Annotated in this window: 6 protein-coding genes; all 6 read right to left on the minus strand. The window is 39.9% G+C overall.

What is annotated here, in order from left to right; genetic code table 11:
* Positions 1 to 315 precede the first annotated feature (315 nt).
* Entirely contained in the window at positions 316 to 7,803 is a 7,488-nt protein-coding gene (locus EHO58_RS12815; protein WP_135680203.1) for a SpvB/TcaC N-terminal domain-containing protein, read from the minus strand.
* A gap of 24 nt (positions 7,804 to 7,827) precedes the next feature.
* Complete coding sequence (locus EHO58_RS12820) at positions 7,828 to 12,156, minus strand: LIC12048 family lipoprotein (RefSeq protein WP_280101464.1); 4,329 nt, start codon at positions 12,154 to 12,156, stop codon at positions 7,828 to 7,830.
* 402 nt (positions 12,157 to 12,558) lie between these two features.
* A complete protein-coding gene (locus EHO58_RS12825) occupies positions 12,559 to 15,522 on the minus strand; it encodes a TonB-dependent receptor domain-containing protein (protein WP_135680204.1) in 2,964 nt (987 codons plus the stop codon).
* 30 nt (positions 15,523 to 15,552) lie between these two features.
* Positions 15,553 to 16,125 carry a hypothetical protein gene (locus EHO58_RS12830; protein WP_135680205.1) on the minus strand — a complete coding sequence of 191 codons (573 nt, stop codon included), beginning with the start codon at positions 16,123 to 16,125 and terminating at the stop codon, positions 15,553 to 15,555.
* A 100-nt stretch (positions 16,126 to 16,225) separates the two neighbouring features.
* A complete protein-coding gene (locus tag EHO58_RS12835) occupies positions 16,226 to 18,127 on the minus strand; it encodes a hypothetical protein (RefSeq protein WP_135680206.1) in 1,902 nt (633 codons plus the stop codon).
* Between the two features lie 115 nt (positions 18,128 to 18,242).
* A complete protein-coding gene (locus tag EHO58_RS12840; RefSeq protein ID WP_100709303.1) occupies positions 18,243 to 18,551 on the minus strand; it encodes an LIMLP_04285 family protein in 309 nt (102 codons plus the stop codon).
* Between the last annotated feature and the right edge of the window lie 36 nt (positions 18,552 to 18,587).

Raw genomic sequence — 18,587 nt, forward strand, 5'->3', positions numbered from 1 at the left:
TCCTTTGAAATAATCTTTTTAGGAAGAAATCCTTTTTTATAAACAATGCAATTGGGATATAAGGTTATAGAAATATTAGATTCATGTCGCATCCAAAGCGCAAATAATATTACAAAAAAGACTAGTAACACCTCGATACTGAGATCTTTGAGGGAATCTGAAAAGTGCACTACTATAAAGAAAAAGCATCCAGGCATTATTGCAATAGAAGGCATAAAAACCTGAATCCATAAGTATGGTCTGTATATCTTTCCTTCCTTTTTGTTTTGAATCATTCTTTAAGAGGTATCATATAATTTCAGAAACCGTGGAAAATTATAACCTAGGAACGGTCGTGGGAATAGGAGAAACATTATACATAGGCAGGATTTCTACTTTTGGACGATTCCCAGTTTTCAAATTTGGACTAGTTAAACCTTTCGATTTTAAAGGGGGAAGGATTATTTTTGGTTTCCCTCCGTCTTTAAATGATCTATCCAATTCTGTCGACATGGCTCCTTGAATGGTTGAGGTAGGCACATCGCGAAATAAGTTGTATGCAAGCATTTTTCCAAATGTTTTTATCTTAGTGTTAAAGAAATTTACCGTTTCATTTTTGTATTTCGTTAACATTTGGTTTGTGACTTGTTTGAAACTTCCACTTCCTTTCGTTAGTCCTTGAATACCTGGAGTAGGTATAATGCCTAACGCACCACCTAATGCCGTATCAAATGCAACTTGGCCGGCCCTTTCCCCCCAGCTTTTCGATTTTGGATCATTATAGTAATTTTTGCCTTCACTAAGGATGCTTCCAACAAAACCACCAGCTGCCCCAGCCGCGATAGCATTTCCACCAGTTAGGTAAAATGTCTCTCCTTGGGCTGCTCCGGCTATTCCTGCAACGACATAGTCCCCAAATGTACTTTGATTGTCTGTAAGTTTGTCTGCTGCATATCTAGCTCCTATTCCGGCAGCCGCTCCCAATCCCGCCGCTACTGCATGGTCGACCCAATGACCTGTAGGATCTTTATATCGAATTGGATTGTTCTTTGTGTATGTATATTTATTCCAACCTTGCGTATCATCGGAGCCATCAATCACACTATCCGCACTCGTAAACCTCGCGATCTGCGGATCATAATATCTAGCATTATAAAAATAGAAATTAGTCTCTCTATCCAATTCCTGAGAGTTATACTTAGGAGCAAAATCCAGAGTTCCTCTTTGTACAAGAGTCTCTCCATAAGGCTCATACTGCATTCTACTGAGAGTATGAGCTCCTTCATCTAGAACATGAGCAACAGAGTCTACTTGGTCGGTTAAGAAATAGGCAGTGACTCCATCTTCATTGAGAGCTGCAATTCGGACCCCGTTTAAATAAACATTGTTGATGGAGCTTAAGACATTTGTTTCTTCCGAGTATTCCAATCCGTAGAATTTGCTTGGATATAATATCTCTTGGTTTTTGAAAGAGGCCCCACTCGGAACTAAAGCTCTCTTGCGAACTCTAAATCCACCTTCATCATATGAATAATTACCAATAGTTGTATTTAGGGCATCTTGGACCTGAGTGATCCTATTTTGAGAATCTATTGTGATCGTCTTGGTCAGATCTTTGAAATTATCTCTCTGATAAGTCATGTTGCCGGAGGAATCGTAATTCATGACCAGACGATTGTTTCCACTTTGTGTGGAATCTATTTGTGTTACTTGGTGATTAGAATATTGATAATTCCATTCATCAATGAGAGTATTATCGTTAAAGTTATGATTTCGTTTTGCAGTTAAGTTACCGTTCTTCGCGTATGCAAAACTTTGTCGGAAAGTTTTGGTATAATTATCAGCTGATTCTTGGTATTGCCCGTCTGCTGCAATAAGTCGGTTTAAGCCATCATAGCTGTAATTATATGCAGTTGTATATTCAGAAGAAGTGTTTGTGATTCCAGTGATATTGTTTCTGCTATTGAAAGCATAGACTGCATCTTGGAGAGTTTTAGTAGTTCCATCCACATCTCCGACTGAGTTAATTCGAATGAGCCTTTGTTTTACGTCGTAAGTATAATTGGTTTGGACACCGTTACCCAGCCCAAATCCTGCAGTTTGTCCGAATTCGTTATATGTAATATTTTCTACGATTGTTTTACTGCAGAATCCTGGAATGATACCGTTTGTATTGACTTGGACTGAAATTCCAGTGATATAACCTGCAGTTCCATAGTTATAACATGCCTTCATCCGAGTATGGGTTACTGGATGTTCCGGGTAATCTATGGAAGTTACACGACCTAGTAAGTCATATTTGTATTCTGTAATATAAGGTCCGTTTGCAAGTTCTATAGTTAGGTTCTTGATCTCTCTAGTTTCTTTTTTAGTGCGACCTAATTTATCATAGCTGAATGTTTTGATCTGAACGGAATCTTCTACTCTTACCAATTTTCCGAGAGCATTCTCGGATCCGCTATCATAATCGAAAAAGACGGTTCCTTCCGGAGTATTCTTGGTGAGCATTCTTCCGAGAGAATCATAAGTGAAGTTAGTGGTAATGCCGCGAGCATCTATACTTTGAGTAGTATCTCCAAATGCATTATAAGAAGCGGTGCTTACTCCAAAATCCGGATCACTATTTTTCTTGAGTCTTCCGAATGCATCATACAACCAAAAGGCCTGGTTTTTTCCGGAAATGTCTTTTGCAGTTATCCCGCTTGTATCACAGGATAAAGCACCACCATCGTTCAGATCAGATTTTTTGATCATCTTACCAGCGATATCAAAACAGAATCCTATCTTTGCCTGGGTTCCATCCGAGCCGAAGTCTTCTATATAAAGGACTTGGCCTCTTCCGTCTTTTACGGTTCGTTTGCTTGTTCCACCGCTATGAGTTTCTACCGTTTCAAAAGGATCGTTATAGGTAACGGTTAACGTAGTTGCTTCCGTTTCCCCAGAAGCAACTGGTAGGATTGTTTTTTTGGCTCTGCCAATTGCATCATAATCAATATAGCTTGGGTTTCTTTCTTGGGTATGTAGAACAAAGGTGTCTATCTCACCTGCATCTGCCCAGTCCGGTTGTCCAGAACGAATGACCTGACCATTCCCGTTATATGTGATCTTTCCGGATCTTATATATTGTCCATTAGATCCTGTTTTAACAGTATGGACCACTCTTCCCATTCCGTCTTTATAAGAGCGAAGTGCAAAGCTAGGATCTGCTCCACCAGTCGGGAATGTGGTTTTTGCACTGAATGGAAAGCTGGAACCATATTCGTAAACAGCAAGAACCTTGGTACCGGAGTCTGTGTCTGCACTGGATTCGACGAGTCTTCCAAAATCATCATATACAAAATAAGTTTTGTTCCCATTCGGATCTGTGGAATCTTCCGGAGAACCGAAAGCTTTTCCATAATTTGTGGTGTATCTCGTTTTAAGTTGGAAGGACCCACCAAAACTTGTTTGTTCTTTTACAAACTGATGAAGTTGGTCGTCATAAACGTAGGAAGTCCCACGGTTCGGACTTGCACTTACATTCTTCTCTACAACCTTGTTTCCATAAGCATCGTATTCATATTCCGTAATATTTGTAGAAACAGAAGGAAGTCCACTTCCTGTATAAGTCACCGCATTCCTAGTTAGATTTCCTTGAGAATCATAGGTGAGATTATTTGTGGCTTCATGAGAAGATCCGGATAAAGAAACAGTTTTTTTAGGTCTCGTTTGGTTACTTGTAGAATCCGTTTCGAAATCAGTAACCGTTGTGAAACTTTGAGAAGGATGAGCAGAATCTGCATAATGATCCGTGCTTATATCCGTCTTCTTAGTTAGATTATACCCATTAAAAACGACGGAACCTTCGGAAGTAGTTGTAGCAGTTCCATTAATAAAATTCTGGGTTTTGCTTAACCGAGCTAAATAGCTGATCTTTCCTGTAACAGTTTCTATCTGTTGGATTTCGTATGTTTTCTTAGAAGAACCGTAATCATTATTATCAGAACCAAGAATATGCATTTCTTTTTCTGCACCTGCAAGTGCACGGTTATGCATAAAGTTAGAATAAGGTTGGCTGAAATAAGAGTGAACAGTACGAGAACCGGTTGCATCGGTCATAGTGAATTCTGTAAAACCGAATGCGTCTGTTTCCTTTTTGCCATTGATGAATGCAGAGAAAGAAGCTCCGTTCTTATAACTGTAATTCTTGAGGATCGTATTCCCAAGTCCGTCGTCTAACGTGATCTGAATACAAACTCTATAATTAATAGAAAGATCCGGGATATTGTCTCCACCGTTATTATCAAACTTGGTAGAATTATCATATTCTAAAGTATAAACTCCTCCTATCCCGTTCTTGATCTCTTTTATCACATCCGGAACGGCTCCAGTAGACATTGCAAAATACCAAGTTGGTTCTTTTAGATGGATGATACCTATATCAGTAAGTCCGTCTCCGTTATAATCTCCTTGGATCCATTGGAATGGATAAACTTTTGTCATAAGATCTGGACGATCCATGGATAACGCAAATACAGGAGAAGTAGCGGATATGATCTTACTTTGAGAAAGATCATAGATCTTATTCTCGCCGTCGGAGACAATGATCGGATTTCCTCTGTGATCATACTGATTAGAAAAACCTACAAGACCTGGGTTATACGCAGTCCTCGCTACAGTAGTTGTAGTAATTCTAATTTTAGAAAATACGATAGAAGAAGTATCCGTTGGATCTTCGTAAACGATAGAATTTCCTGTTACTTCCGGATACAGCGCGTACTGTATCCCTGCTTGGCTTGTTTTATCATAAACAGTTGTGGAAACTGGAATGTTTATGGAACCCGTAAGAAGTTTGAAGTTGATAGCTGTGGAACCTATAGTTCCCAAATACCATTTATGAGTTGTTCCAGTTCTATCTACGAGTAAAACTTGAGCCTTTCCAACTCCTGTAAAATCCCCTGAAAAAATACTGAAACTAGTTCTTCTGTTTCTGTTGGTCTCACTTCCCACTTGGAATAAATTCTGCAGATAAGAATCTAATACATCTCCAGTAACTGTTAAATATTTCGTTCCACTTGGTCCTGTGAGTAAAAATCTTTGAGCACTATTAGTTGTTTGGTCGTTTAAAACCAATGCGGATTTAGAACTAGTAGAATTGAAATAATCAATTGTATATGCACTCGAATTAATATCGAAAGATACAACCTGGGAATCAGAAATACTTGCAAAATCAGTTCTTTTGAAAGCAACGCCGGTGTCTTGGGTCACTACAAAAAATTTACTTGTGGTACCAAAATCTCCGAAGAATAGAACTTCATCACGAGTGTTTACAGTATAACGATCTGCTCTTCCATTGTTTACGGTTACTATTCCACCAGTTTCCGGATTAAAGCCTGTAAGAACAGCTTCAGTGAATGTAGAACCCTTCTTAAAATCAAAAACCCCTGTTCTTCTATCAAATAAAAGTAATTCGGGAGAAGCACTACAATCGTTTGCAGTAAAACATCCAGGATATGCGATCTCTCCTTTTCCTGGGTTGGAGTTCCCATCATATTGGTAATCTAAAAGAACAGTTTTGGTGTCTGAAGAAGTGGAAAATACTCCAAATCCTTTAATCGGTTTAACTTCGTCCAAGGGCAAAGGAGTTTTCATCACTCTCTCTTGGTTTGGACCGTAGCTCATATCGCTATAGATCCTATAACGGAAACCGTTAGACGTTGCTTCCCCTATCCAAAACTTTCCGTCAGTTTCCGAGAAAAATCCGATATCGGTAGCTCCATCTCCATTGAAGTCACCTTGTAACCAACGAGTGATTGTTTTGAATTGAGGAGTCTTAGACCAGGTTTGAAAATTGATTGTTTGGTTGATCGTTGCTCCTAATGTCCATTCTCCGGAAGAACGATCGAATAATAAAAAGTCGGAAGTCCCATCTCCATTAAAATCTCCGGAGAATTGATCATTGGAGAATAAAGTCTGCTCCGGTGCTGTAAATACTTTGTATAATACCCAGTTAGTCTTAAAATAGATTGGGTCCGCTTTATCAGGATTTCTAAGATTTTCTCCCACAAACCATTTTCCAGTACGTTGGTCGTAGAGAGAAATGTCAGTTAGTCCATCCGCGTTATAATCTCCGCTTAAAAACTTAACCTTAGCTCTATCCTTTCCATCGATACTAGTATCATTTGTATTAACACTATCCAAATTCGCATTCGGAGAATAATCTCCTCTAAATACGTTTTGGAATTTTTTTCCTATTTTCAAAAATTCGAAACTACCACCCTTGTTCATCATCAAGGTCCAAAGACCGGTAGGTTCATCGAAAAGTAGAGAATCAGAAAGACCGTTCCCGTCATAATCACCAGGGAACCATTCCATTCTGAAAATATCCGGGATCCCACTCATTAACCTTCCATAATTACGAAATTGGAATACTTGTCCGTCGTGTTCTGCTACTATAAAATCCTTGGTTTCCGGTAGATAGAATGCGATATCGGATCTTCCATCCCCATTAAAATCCCCACTTACATTTCCCTTGAAGAATTGAATTTTAGAAGGACCATCATAATTTTTATAACGATTCCCATACGTTTTGAAATTGTATCCGCCTTCTTTTCTTCCTTCCGCAGCTCTCCAGTTTCCGGTTTGAGGATTGAAATATACGATATCCGAAATCGCATCCCCATTGAAGTCTCCTTCGAAATATTGAGTGGATGCCGGAAGTAGTTCAGGCTCGTTTGAACCTTGATTCGCAACATTTTGCCAAACCAAGGTTTTCGCAGCAGTGCTATATTTAAATTCAGGCTTAGTAGTATGGCGATCAGAATCAACGGTTTTAAGGATGGGTCTTCCCGAATCGAAAGAAGTATCATATACAAGATTATAAGTCCAAAGTTTCCCGCCAGTCCAACCAACCTCTATCTTATCTAGAAGTTTATCCATGACCATAGTGAAACCGGGAGCCATACTCACATACGAGTCTCCTCTGGATTTCGTGATAAACTTAACATATTGTTTTGCGGGAAATCCACTTCTGCTATTTCCAGTGTATTTAATTTCCTGAATGTATAAATTTCGTTTTTCGGAATAGTTAGAAGTGTCGTAAGTAACCTGCATATAGTTTCCGTTCCGATCTTCCGTTTTGGAAAGATACCAACTATATGTTCTAGAAATCTGGTTTGGATTATAGATCCGATTAGAGGAAGAATCTCCATAAATCGTTTTCGTTCCACCGGAATCTAAAACCTCCCAGGTTCCTCCGTTCTCTATATTCGTTAATTTTAATAATGCAAAATCTTCTTCTGTGATCTCGGGTCTATATACCCCGTTCTCATTGGAAGCGGAACCGGAAACCTTGATAAGTCTTTTTCCGTTCCAAGTAAATGTATCTCTGGAATCATAGAATAAAGCTCCATATTCAGGAGTTCTTGTAATTGCCCCAAGGCCTATACTCCAACCAATTCCTGTCCATCCATCTCCTCCAGTAGAAGAGTAGGATAACGCAAGGCTCGGCTGAACCCCGGCTCTTCCTGCGGGAATTTGGATCGGGTAGTTTAAGGAAACTGCTCCGAAATTATTCGGTTCAGGTGGTGCGATGAACGCTGCTCCGGCTAAAGCATCCGCTTTTGTTTCCGGATCGTCGACTGCTTCGCTATAGTTTGTGGAGATAGAAAATAGATCACTTCCTTCCGGTGCAGGTGCTGAACCTGGTGATAAAAAGGAAGTTCCTGAAGGGAGCACTCCTGCTACCCTAAACAATCTTTCTAAAGGGTTTCCTCCATGAGAGCAGGAAATAAGAAAGAGGGGAAGAGCGGCCGAATAAACGGCCATTCTTTTCCAATATTTCATATTCTATTTTCCTAAACTTCTATGTTACTGAGTAACTTTTGTCCAAATGGTGAAGTCCCTTTCGATCATTGGTGCAATGAAGAAGTTGTTCATTCCATATTGGAGGGCTCCTGGAAGATTAGAAAGATTGAAAAAAGACCCTCTTATTTTAGGGGTGAACGTTTCAACTGAATACCACACAACAAAAGCATTTTGCGAATTCCCGGCAATATACGGTGCGGTTTGGTTACCTTGATTTGTCGTGCTGACAAAAAAATCTCCAGGGCCTCTTACGGCTAATGGAGAAATTGAAACGGATCTGCCGCGAATTGTGGACTTACCACCCTCGTTATGCTCCCAAAGAGAAATCAAATTTGACCCTGAAAGAAAAACGCTTCCGAGTTTTTTACTCGTTGCCCCGATCATTGAATCAATTACTAACGGAGAGGTTTCTCTCACTAAAGCTGTATTCAAATCGACTGTTTTGATATAAATACGATTCCCTTTTGAATAATTCAAGATACCGATCGATCCGGTTGCCTCACATTTAACTTGAGAAATCCCAGTGTCATAAATTACGATTGGTGTACTGATATTTCCCGTAGAGATTGTTATTATTTGAGCAGCAAGATTGTTCTCTGGAGTTTTCCATACGAGGAATCCTTTATCCGAGGACGCACAGAGTGAAAAATCTGATGATGGATTGAACATATTTACCGGATTTACGGAAATAAAATTTCCAGAATTGAGCATCGTTTCCTTTATCTTAGTGCCCGTTGCAATATTAATTGAGGAGATCGCCGCGTAATACATTGCATTTGAGAATTGTGCAGCGAAAGCAACAATTGCATTATCTCCTTGGGATTTAGTAGATACTTTAATTGGGCCGTTTACGTTGACTGGTAGTGTAATAGAAGTGGCTGCAGCTCCTGTAGCTAAGCCAGTACTTAACTGATAAATTCTAGTTTTTAGTATTTTATTCGAACCACTATAATCAGTCCAGGCAACGATGGCTTTTGTATCTCCTATACTTACGGAAATCGCACCAGGGTAATCCCAGTCAGTTTTCTGGCCAGCAAGCTGAGAGGTTCCCGAGGTAGCAAGTGTACTAATATTATAGAACTTTACATAAACATTTTGAGAAGTAGTCAGGCCCTCTGTATCATAGCTGGCAGCAACAAAAGCAACAGCAGCGTATGAATTTTTGACATCAAGTATAAACGAATTACTTATTACTTGATAATTAGGTATTGATTCTACAATCGAAAACTCGCTAGATAAAGCTTCTCCAGTAGAGACTTTATAATATTTTCCCTTTAATACAGATCCTTCATTCATTCCGCTATAATAAACTGTTAGCGCGGTATCACCGGAAATTACTACTTTAGGTTCAGAAGTAAGGATGTAGCTGCTATTTTCACTAACAGGAAAATCTGCCTTTGATGCATCCAATCTATATACCTTTCCAGTATTCGAAGAAAGCCCGAATAATCCGGTAGATAAAAATGTTGGAAAATTAGATGCATCTGCCCAAGAATTCCAATAAGGTACTCCCTTATTATAATTTCCCATCCAGTTAATCGCATCTAAGCTTGCGTTTACTCCCAAACAACTTAAAGGATGAAATAAATTCGTAGTACAATTTACGGAACTTCCAGATTCAAAAGGGAGATATTGTTTTGTATTCCATCCATTCGGAATGAAAGCGGATTGCACTTGTGAATTCCAATCGGTATAAAAACTGTTTTCGACACTTAATCTGACATCCGGTGAGGTCAAAGAACCTTTTACAAAAACTTCCGTAGTCTTTCTGGAAAACTTTTTGATTGCAGGGTTGATTATTACGCTGTAAGAACCGTCAGAAGTAGGAGTTCCGATTGAGGAAATAGTATAGGTATTAGGATCGCCTAAAATATAGATATTTTCACCTACCTCGGCCAAACCAGTACTACGCGATACTTTAACCGAAGTGTTACCAATTTCTACCGGATTTCCTAATTCTCCCCGCATTTTACGAACATCTTGATATCGTAAAGGCCAAATGGTTCTACGATAGGCACTATTTAAAGAAGGACGGAGGTATAAATTAATTAAACTTACTGCGGGATCTACGTAGTCATGGGCTGTCGGTAATTCGATGCATAGAGAGTAGGTTTGATTTACATAATCTAAAGTACGTCCGCAATTTTTAGGTTTATAAGCGTTTGAATTATCTAAGTCTTTTACTACATGAAACCAGTCGGATCTTTCTCCGCCAAAACCTAAACTAATTTCCATATCAGCGGCTTCATTAATAGAAAGTTTCTTAAGATCGTTTGTAATATTATAACTGAAGTCGGAAAAATATTGGAAGGTCCCACTAATAGTTGGAAGACCGAAATTTGGCGTTATATATTGATTGGAATCAAGTTTTAAATTTAGCTCGAATCTTTCACCAAATCCTAATTTGCCTAAAAAGAGAGATTTAATTTCAGGATCATAAGGATAATTCCCGAATGAATTAAGATCCCAGGAAGTGTTAAGTTTGTATTCTCTCTGAGTTTCTAACGGGTTCGTACCGAAAGTTTTTTCTTCTTCTTTCTTTAATAGATCTTTGAAAGAGATATAAACGATATCGTAATAGTCTCCTGCCCAAATAGTAGAATCTACTCCTTTAACCATTGGGACCTTTTGGCTATTTGTCGGATCGAATGTCCTGATAGAATCATCTAAATCCCTGAAATATTCAGTTAGATTATAATATTTACCGTTTGAATAGATCGCCCAAACACCTGCGTTCGCTTTTTCTTCTTCTGACCAAGTGCTGATAGGTTTTTGCACACAAGCAGTTCTAGAAACACCGTCCGACCCGGTTCGAGTTTGAGGATCGCATGGAATATTTGTAGGTATTGGTCCTAACGTTTTAATTCCTTTTAAATGTAATTTAAATTCCCCTAATGCAGGAGCAACTTCGGAAAGATCCACTATGTAATCTTGAAACTCTATTTTTAATCCATTACATTGCAGTCTTTCTAAGGCTTTCTTTAAGGTTATTCCGGGAGAAAGTGTCGTCGCTGTTTTTACACAAGGATCAGAGCTATCCGGAGTGTCAAATGCTGCAACACGATACATCTGTCTCATGTTTGGACCGTAGATCCTAATTAATCCAGTTCTGCCTTTTGCATTTTCTTCTATGATCTTTAGATTATTTCCAGAGAAGTTTAAGAGAGAAGATTTATAATTTGAATCAGGTACATGACTCATCTCATAATCTACGATGAAAATTTTAGGGTTATAACCTGCGGCCATAGCGTTTTCAATTTCCGCCGTATTTAATTTCGGCAGTTGTACTACATAAGGGCCGAATTCGGATCCGCCATAAACATTCACTTCGAAAAGACTGTAATCGTCATTTCTTAAGCGGAAGCTTTCGATCGGAATTAGATCGCCTGTTCCATTTTCGAACATTAGTGAACAAAGTATGTTCGTAAGTTTTACCGGCATGTTGACTGATGTATTCTTTATATATAAAGCAGCCCGTACATAACCAGCATTAACATCTACTTGAGAGGTCTCATTTATTTTTTGGGTTTTTTCGGAACGGTATTTTTTGGCTTTGGAAGTAGCCGATGAGGATTTTAAGTTATTCGCTTGGGTATCTATATTATTCTTAAACGGTTTGTCGGCCCACTTTGTTGTAGTCATTGAGACCGAGTTTTTTGCTTCCCAACTATTCGATGTACTCGATGAGTAATTAAGCCCGAGTTGCACTGGACCGATTCCGCTTTGAGTTCCATATGCCGTACTTTGGCTATTTGAGTTAGATAATTCATTTGAACTAGAGAAGGAATCTTGGAATTGTACGGTTCTCAAATTCATCTCATTTTGGTGGATCCTTTCTGAACCTTGTGCCTTAGTGGATTCGAAGTCCGATGATGTGATATCGCTCGTAATTTCATCCGTTGTATTCTGGGAATTTTTCAGAATCTGAATTTTCATTGTTACTGGGGGAGCGATAATCGCTTCTATTACCGGATAGTCCGCCACCCAAACGTTCGTCGTCGTTTCGTTCACATTTAGGATCCCATCCCCGTCGAAATCATTCACGATCGTTGTTCCGGTTGGATCAATGACTCCGCCTAACGCTGAAGCTTTTACCTTTGTTCCAGGAGGTAAAGTGAATAGATTGTTCACCGGAATAGTTGGGGTAACGCCTGGGATTCCTCCTTTATCTACGATTAGAGGGACTTTTTCCGCAACGAGCCATGTAGCTTTTGATAAGTCCACATTTCCATCATCCCAAAAGTTCCAGCTCCCGGAGCATCCCAAAAGGTTGAAGGCGATAAATAGGGCAGTTGCTTTGATTTTTGCGGGAATTTTATGAAAATTTTTCATATTATAAAACCTGAATGTTTATTTCGGTGCATGGAAATTTGTTTCCCTGCACCTGGATAGTTGATCGTGGTTTAACGGTTTTCCAATTTGAATTATTTAGTCAATCTTTTGCTAAAAAGTAATATTAAAATTACGTAATGCTATTATCCAATTTGGGATATGGTATGTATGAATGTTACGTTATGATGTCATTAATTTACGTTGGAGTATCCCGGATTGGGTATGCGCGTATTATATCGTATAAGTACCGTTAGTTTGTGTTAGTGTAATTGAAGGTGGGGGTGGGGTTGCTGGAGATTTTTAGTGAATTGTTTGTGGGGCAGGTATACTAAGAATTTAAAAAGCCTCCGATTCTTATGCAAGAACCAGAGGCTTTTCTTTGATGTAGAATTTAAAATTCTTTTACAGTTTATAAGTAGCTTGGAAAGAGTAGCTCACACCTGTTCTATAAGAAAGAAACAACTCTTTCTCGCCAGTTAACTCATTTTTCTGATATACTCTATATCGTGTATCGAAGATGTTCTGAGCAGAAACTTTGAACTCAAGATGGTCTCCTCTTTTAGTAGTGTAAACTACGTCAGTTAAACCGACTGCTCTTTCATAAGCGTCAGGCAACCCGTTCGCTCCAACTGCAAATAATCTGTCGCCGAAGTAGTTATAGTAAACACCGATATTTTGGGTCTTCTTTTCATTTAAGTAGAAATCGAATTTAATATTGAATACCAACGGTGACTGACCTTGCAGAGGTCGAGAAATATTGGTAGGGTTATAAGTAGCGGCTTTGGAAAGGGGATCTAAGAGTCCTCCTTTTGCCATTATATACTCGTTCCAGGAAATCACGTCCACTCTGGAATTGATCAAGAACATATTTGCTTCAAATCTCATCCATTTGGTTACGTCTTTACGAAAATCGAATTCAACACCTCTGATCGTTCCCTGTTCCGCATTCAGATAGGTGAAACGTTGAGCAATACTTCCTGCGATCGGTTGTCCGATCATCTCTATTGGGTTGGAAATCTGTTTCAAGAATGCTCCCACTCCAATATAGTCGGTTGAGTTTAGATAATATTCGTATCGTACGTCATAGTTGTGGATATAAGATCTACGTAAGTCTGAATTACCGAATACCCTGTTTGCTCCAAAATACGGAGTGAATCCGAATGGAGACAATTCCCTCAGGTCTGGACGAGTTAAGGTTTGGGTAGCAGATACACGCAAGATCTGGTTGTCGGCAAATTCCCAATTTACGTTGATAGAGGGGAGTTTGTCTTTTGTACGAAGTTCTCCCACCCCATTATTATTAGGATCACAAATATTATTCCGAACCAAAGCAATCCTGCTGAATTCATCCATAGATCCACAACCGTAGCTTAAGTTAAACGGGCTATTAGTATCTCTTAATACGAAGGTTTTTACTTTTTGATAACTATCCTCGTAACGAACCCCTGCCAAAACTTTCAATTTAGGAAGGATTGGGAGTTCCACTTGAGAATAGTAAGCTTGTAACCTTTGGAAAGCGTCATATGCGTTTGACTCTACCTGTCTCTCTGAGAAGGTAAAGTCGTTTGTTAGGAAATAAATCGGGTTAGAATAGATTTCGCCCGGTACTGGATACAGATTTGTAAGCGGTACAGCGGTATTCGGCTTTTGTCCGAATTCCCTGAATCTAAAATCCTTTTCCCTAGAAAGAGTATAACTTCCGAATTTGAAAAGTGATTTTAACCCACTCCATTGGTCGAATGGAATTTCATAATTTAATTTAGTAGTTCGGCTTGTATCTTTAGATTCTGAGAAGAATCGAGATCCATCAGGGTTATTTCCTAAACGAGTATAATCAGTAAATGGATCTGCAGTAGAAGCTTTTCTCCATACCTGTTGTTGTAGGTCCGGCTGGTCTCGATTTGCTTCCGCATAGTTAAATCTCCAGTCGAATTTATGAGCCCTATCTCCAAACCAATTTAGAGCGTGGTCTCCTCCGATCGTATTATGGAAGATGCGGCTGCTTGTATATTGGGTGGTAAGAGCCTTAAAATCAAAATTGTCGATTTTATCCTGTCCCGTTGCATCACGGACTTGAGATTCTCCTTGTTGAGTGAACAAGGTTTTCATAAAGATCTGTTGGCCTTTCGTGATCTCATATGCGATATTTGCGTTGTTTCCCCAGTTCCTTTCTTCAATGTACAAATCGGCATCCTGGTGCTGTTGTAATGTGAGGTTAGTACCTGCCGTTGTTAGAGTGGATACAGGGTTTGCAAAATAACGATTCGAACTTTCTTGGCGGAAGCGATAGTTACGGTTATAAGTAGAACCTACTAAAATCCCGATACGAGAAGTTGCTCCTACTTTAAAAGTATCACCGTAGTTGATAGAGAAGTTCCTATCAAATGAGGCAGGGCCTGAATTAGGTGTCCATTTTTGGTTGAATAGACCGGCAGAGGCCTGAACTCCTTGAGGGGGAAGTCCTCCAAAAATGCTTCCTGGTTCAATTGGGATCGACTCAGGAATTCCGGCAAGGGCAGATGGCATTTTTTGATTATCATTTACTCCACCGAAAAAATTCCCTTGGTTCATGTTTAAGAATTTATGACCCGTAGTATTATAGTTACCACCTGCTCCGACTGAGACACTAAGTTGTTTCTCTTCCGGATATTCTTGGGTCTCGATTTTAACAAGACCTCCGGAAAATTCCCCGGGAAGTTCCGGTAAAAATGTCTTCATGATCCGAACGTTTTTCAAAACTCCGGAAGGAAAGATATCTAAAGCCACAACTCGTTTGTCAGGTTCAGTAGAAGGAACTAATGTATCATTCAATTCAGTATTTGAATAACGTTCACCCAAGCCTCGAACGAAAACGAATTTTCCACCGACTAACGTGATCCCGGTGACCCTTCTAACTACTTCACCTGCAGAAGAGTCTGGACTTTTCTTAATGGCTTCCTTTGAAATACCGTCGGAAACCGCTGCAGATTTTTTCTGAAGTGCTAAGAGTGCCGCTTCCGCATCATTTAAAGCTCTACCTTTTACATCTACGGTCTCTAAGGTTTGTAAGCCGAAGGTAATATTTACTACTTGGGGTTTTCCCGGAGTAACATTAATGGTCCGTTTTTGCGGAGAATATCCTAACATTTGGAACTCAACTTCATGAGTGCCAACAGGAAGTTCTAAGTCATAGGCTCCATCGAAATCCGATTTTGCGAATTTTTTAATGGACCTAACTACGATGGTAGCACCGAAAACGGCTTCACCGTTATCTCCATCTACGATTTTTCCGCGAATTTTCCCCGCTGCTTGGGACCAAGTGGGAGTTACTGAAAGTAAGGTAAATACTATCAGAAGGATTGTAGGGTTGAATTTTATTTTTTTCATTTTCATGGCTTAATTTTGGAGCGCACCGTTTTAAGTCCCGATAACGCAGACTTTATATTTTCCTTTATGTCCTACGATAAGGCGTATTTCTTCAATGGTATGGGTATGATTTCCTATTTTAATTTCGAGTGTACCCACCCTATAACCGGTAATTGCATTCATGATTTTGGGATCGTCTCTCCAGGTTAGCTTAGTAATTGTGAATGATTTTCCTGGATATGCTTTGAAAATGTCTTGGATCCGGGAAAGAGCAGCTCTTCGTCTAATATCAGTTAGCTCCCAAGCTTCTTTTTCCGGCATTTTGGAAGTGAGGGTTTCCATCCCTAACGTATTTGGAAGGAATATATTGAAGTATTCTTCCTTAGAAAAAATGAATCTATCCGGTTCATTGCGCTGGACCGCTTCCAGATATTTTTTAATAGCTTCTTCTTTGGTATTGCTGGTTTCGGAGATTGTATAATCGTCTTTGATATTTGATTTATAACGACTTAACGTTTCTTTTAATCTCTTTTCGTATTCTGGATCATCACCCTTATCGATTTTCTCGCAGAAATTTACGTTAAGTAGAATGAGCAGAAATAGAATGGTCTTTCTTATGGCCATTTGTTGTGTTCCCGGAATTTTTTACTTTTTATTTTTAAAAGGGCCCTCTCTGGAGAAGGCCCTTCTTATTATAGATCAATTTTAGCTTACGTTATATGGATTAGTGAGCTCTCCAAACAGCCCAGCCACTCCACCATTTTTCAGTAACGGAACCCACGATCGAGTCTGTAGTTCCGCCTACTGGAGCTCCACCTGTCGCACCGCTGGCTACGGAAGCTGAAGTTGTGAAGTCTGGTTTAGTTCCATGTCCGCAGAAATTACCATCTTGGACACTACCTAAATCAGTTACTGGAAGTGCGCTTAGGTCGAGTAAACTAGCTGCACAAGTTGGAGCAGTTCCAGTTGCTGTTGCTCCGCAAGCGGCACTGTTCATACAATCGGTTTTGCTATTATCGCTATGAACGTTTGAGATTGAGCTGTTTACTGCTGGGAATCCGCTTGTGCTATCGCAAACAATATTTCTGCTGAAATTCCAAAGAATTCCTTGAGAGAAACTTCCTTGTAAACCTTCTCTATGACGCTCTCCGAAACTATTCGCAAAATTGAAACCAACTGCAGTATAATTAGAAACAGTCGGATTAGAACAATCGTGAGTTGAATTTGCTCCAGGAGCACAACCTGCGAAGCCGGAAGAAGCATGAACTCCGTCCATTTCGAAACCATGTGGATCTGTAGAAACGGACCCACCGCAGGCAGCCGGATATTTTACGGAGATCAGATATTTTAGAGTTCCACTGAAACCTTCGTCCATATCGAAATCATCATCCATTGCTCCGGATCCGATCAAATACGCTCCGTCGAAAGTGCTTGGAGACAATCCGCCTCCCCACCATTCGAAGGAATCGTCCAGCCCTCTATGAGCTTGTACGAATCTATAAGTAGCGGAATTGACTTGGTATTGAGAGAGGGAGTTTAACTCGTCTCCTGGTGCAACCTCATTTCCTGCAAACTCAACGATTGTATATCTTAGAGTAAGATTAGATGGGTTTGATCCAGGATAAGTCAATGGAGTAGTTCCTTCTGTGGTTCCGGAAGTTCTGGTTCCATTTCCATTTCCAATAAATACAATTCCACCCCAGTCTCCAGGGAATCTGGATCCTCTTGCTTGAGCAGAAGTGAAACAAACTGGTTCTGCAGCAGTTCCTTGGGTGACAAGGTTTGCTCCATTGAAGAAAAGAGAGGATCCTCTTTCTCCGTAGATCACTGCACCTTTAGGAATTGTAATTGTAGCGTTATTGTTTACTACAACTGTTCCTCTTAGTAGAGTGTATTTTCCCCAAATTTGGGTGCCGGAGATTGTTCCTTGTTTGATTGTCGGTGTGCCGATGGAATCACAAAGAGCTTCTCCCACAGTTGCATTCGGGTTGGAATAAACACCTGCAACAGTGGTGATTACGTTAGCAAGGTCAACATATAGAGTTGATGAGACTCCAGCTACAGTCGATGGAGATAAATCACCGGTTAAATTTGAGAAGGTTAACTGAGCGGTGTTTGTTGGATCAGAAGTATCGACTGCGTAGTTCATGTCGAAAGAACCAACTAGTTCAGTATATACCGTTTCACTATCACAAGCGGAACCAGCGGAGCATTTTGCACCGACTGGTACTACTGTAGAGGTGTAATAAGCGTCAGATATAGCAAAGACTTCCCCGTGAAGTTTCCCGGTAGCACTATTTGTTTTAAAAGTGATATTAAAGTCCGCTGCATCGCTAGCAGTGCTGCTTCCTACTGTGAAATCCGTTCCACCGGAAGTTAGAGTGCTGCCAGTAAGTTTAACGAAAGCAGGTTTGTTTGTGACATACCCAACGCTTGGGAATACTGTACTCGCAGCTGCGATTCTCAGTTTTCCTCCCATTACGACTGTCGCTTGGTAAGAACTACCGAGCCCCGCTAAAGCAAGCGCTGCGTTACTGCCGCCCCCGCCGGAATCACAGCCTACAAGAGCAATAGCAACTGCAAGAGCGCTTACTGCTTTCGAGACTTTTTTATTTAACGATTTCATGGATCGAATTTCTCCTATTCATTCTGAAAAGAGGCCGAAATCCGATCGACCTCGTGGATTATGTTAGATAAATTACTTTACGACTTGATTACGTACCTGTTAAGGTTTTGGTTCTTTAGGGTAAAAGTAGTATTATTAAGAAGATCCCACCAAAAATGGCATAGTCAGTGTATCTTTCTTTGTCAGGATAATTCTCCTGATCTTTTTGTTTCCATTCTACTGGTTTGGCTTCGACAGTAACGGACGTTCTGTCAAAACCTCTACGGGAGCCGTCTTCGAACTCAACAATCACACCCTGTTCTGTCTGAGTGGTTTTTACGTTCTCAATCACTTCTTTAGTTTTAGTATTGGTGACTGTGTCTGCAGAAAGGGTTCCCAAACATATTAGAAAAATTGAAATTGTAATAATAGTTCTCGTAATCATAATGTAATACTTCCGATTCACTGTATCCTCCTTATG

The sequence above is a fragment of the Leptospira selangorensis genome, from assembly GCF_004769405.1.
GTDB lineage: Bacteria > Spirochaetota > Leptospiria > Leptospirales > Leptospiraceae > Leptospira_B > Leptospira_B selangorensis.

Excerpts from the sequence above, each read along its gene's own strand:
- EHO58_RS12815 (WP_135680203.1), bottom strand. The coding sequence starts at position 7,803 with ATGAAATATTGGAAAAGAATGGCCGTTTATTCGGCCGCTCTTCCCCTC.
- EHO58_RS12830 (WP_135680205.1), bottom strand. The coding sequence starts at position 16,125 with ATGGCCATAAGAAAGACCATTCTATTTCTGCTCATTCTACTTAACGTA.
- EHO58_RS12835 (WP_135680206.1), bottom strand. The coding sequence starts at position 18,127 with ATGAAATCGTTAAATAAAAAAGTCTCGAAAGCAGTAAGCGCTCTTGCA.
- EHO58_RS12840 (WP_100709303.1), bottom strand. The coding sequence starts at position 18,551 with ATGATTACGAGAACTATTATTACAATTTCAATTTTTCTAATATGTTTG.
- EHO58_RS12825 (WP_135680204.1), bottom strand. The coding sequence starts at position 15,522 with ATGAAAAAAATAAAATTCAACCCTACAATCCTTCTGATAGTATTTACC.
- EHO58_RS12820 (WP_280101464.1), bottom strand. The coding sequence starts at position 12,156 with ATGAAAAATTTTCATAAAATTCCCGCAAAAATCAAAGCAACTGCCCTA.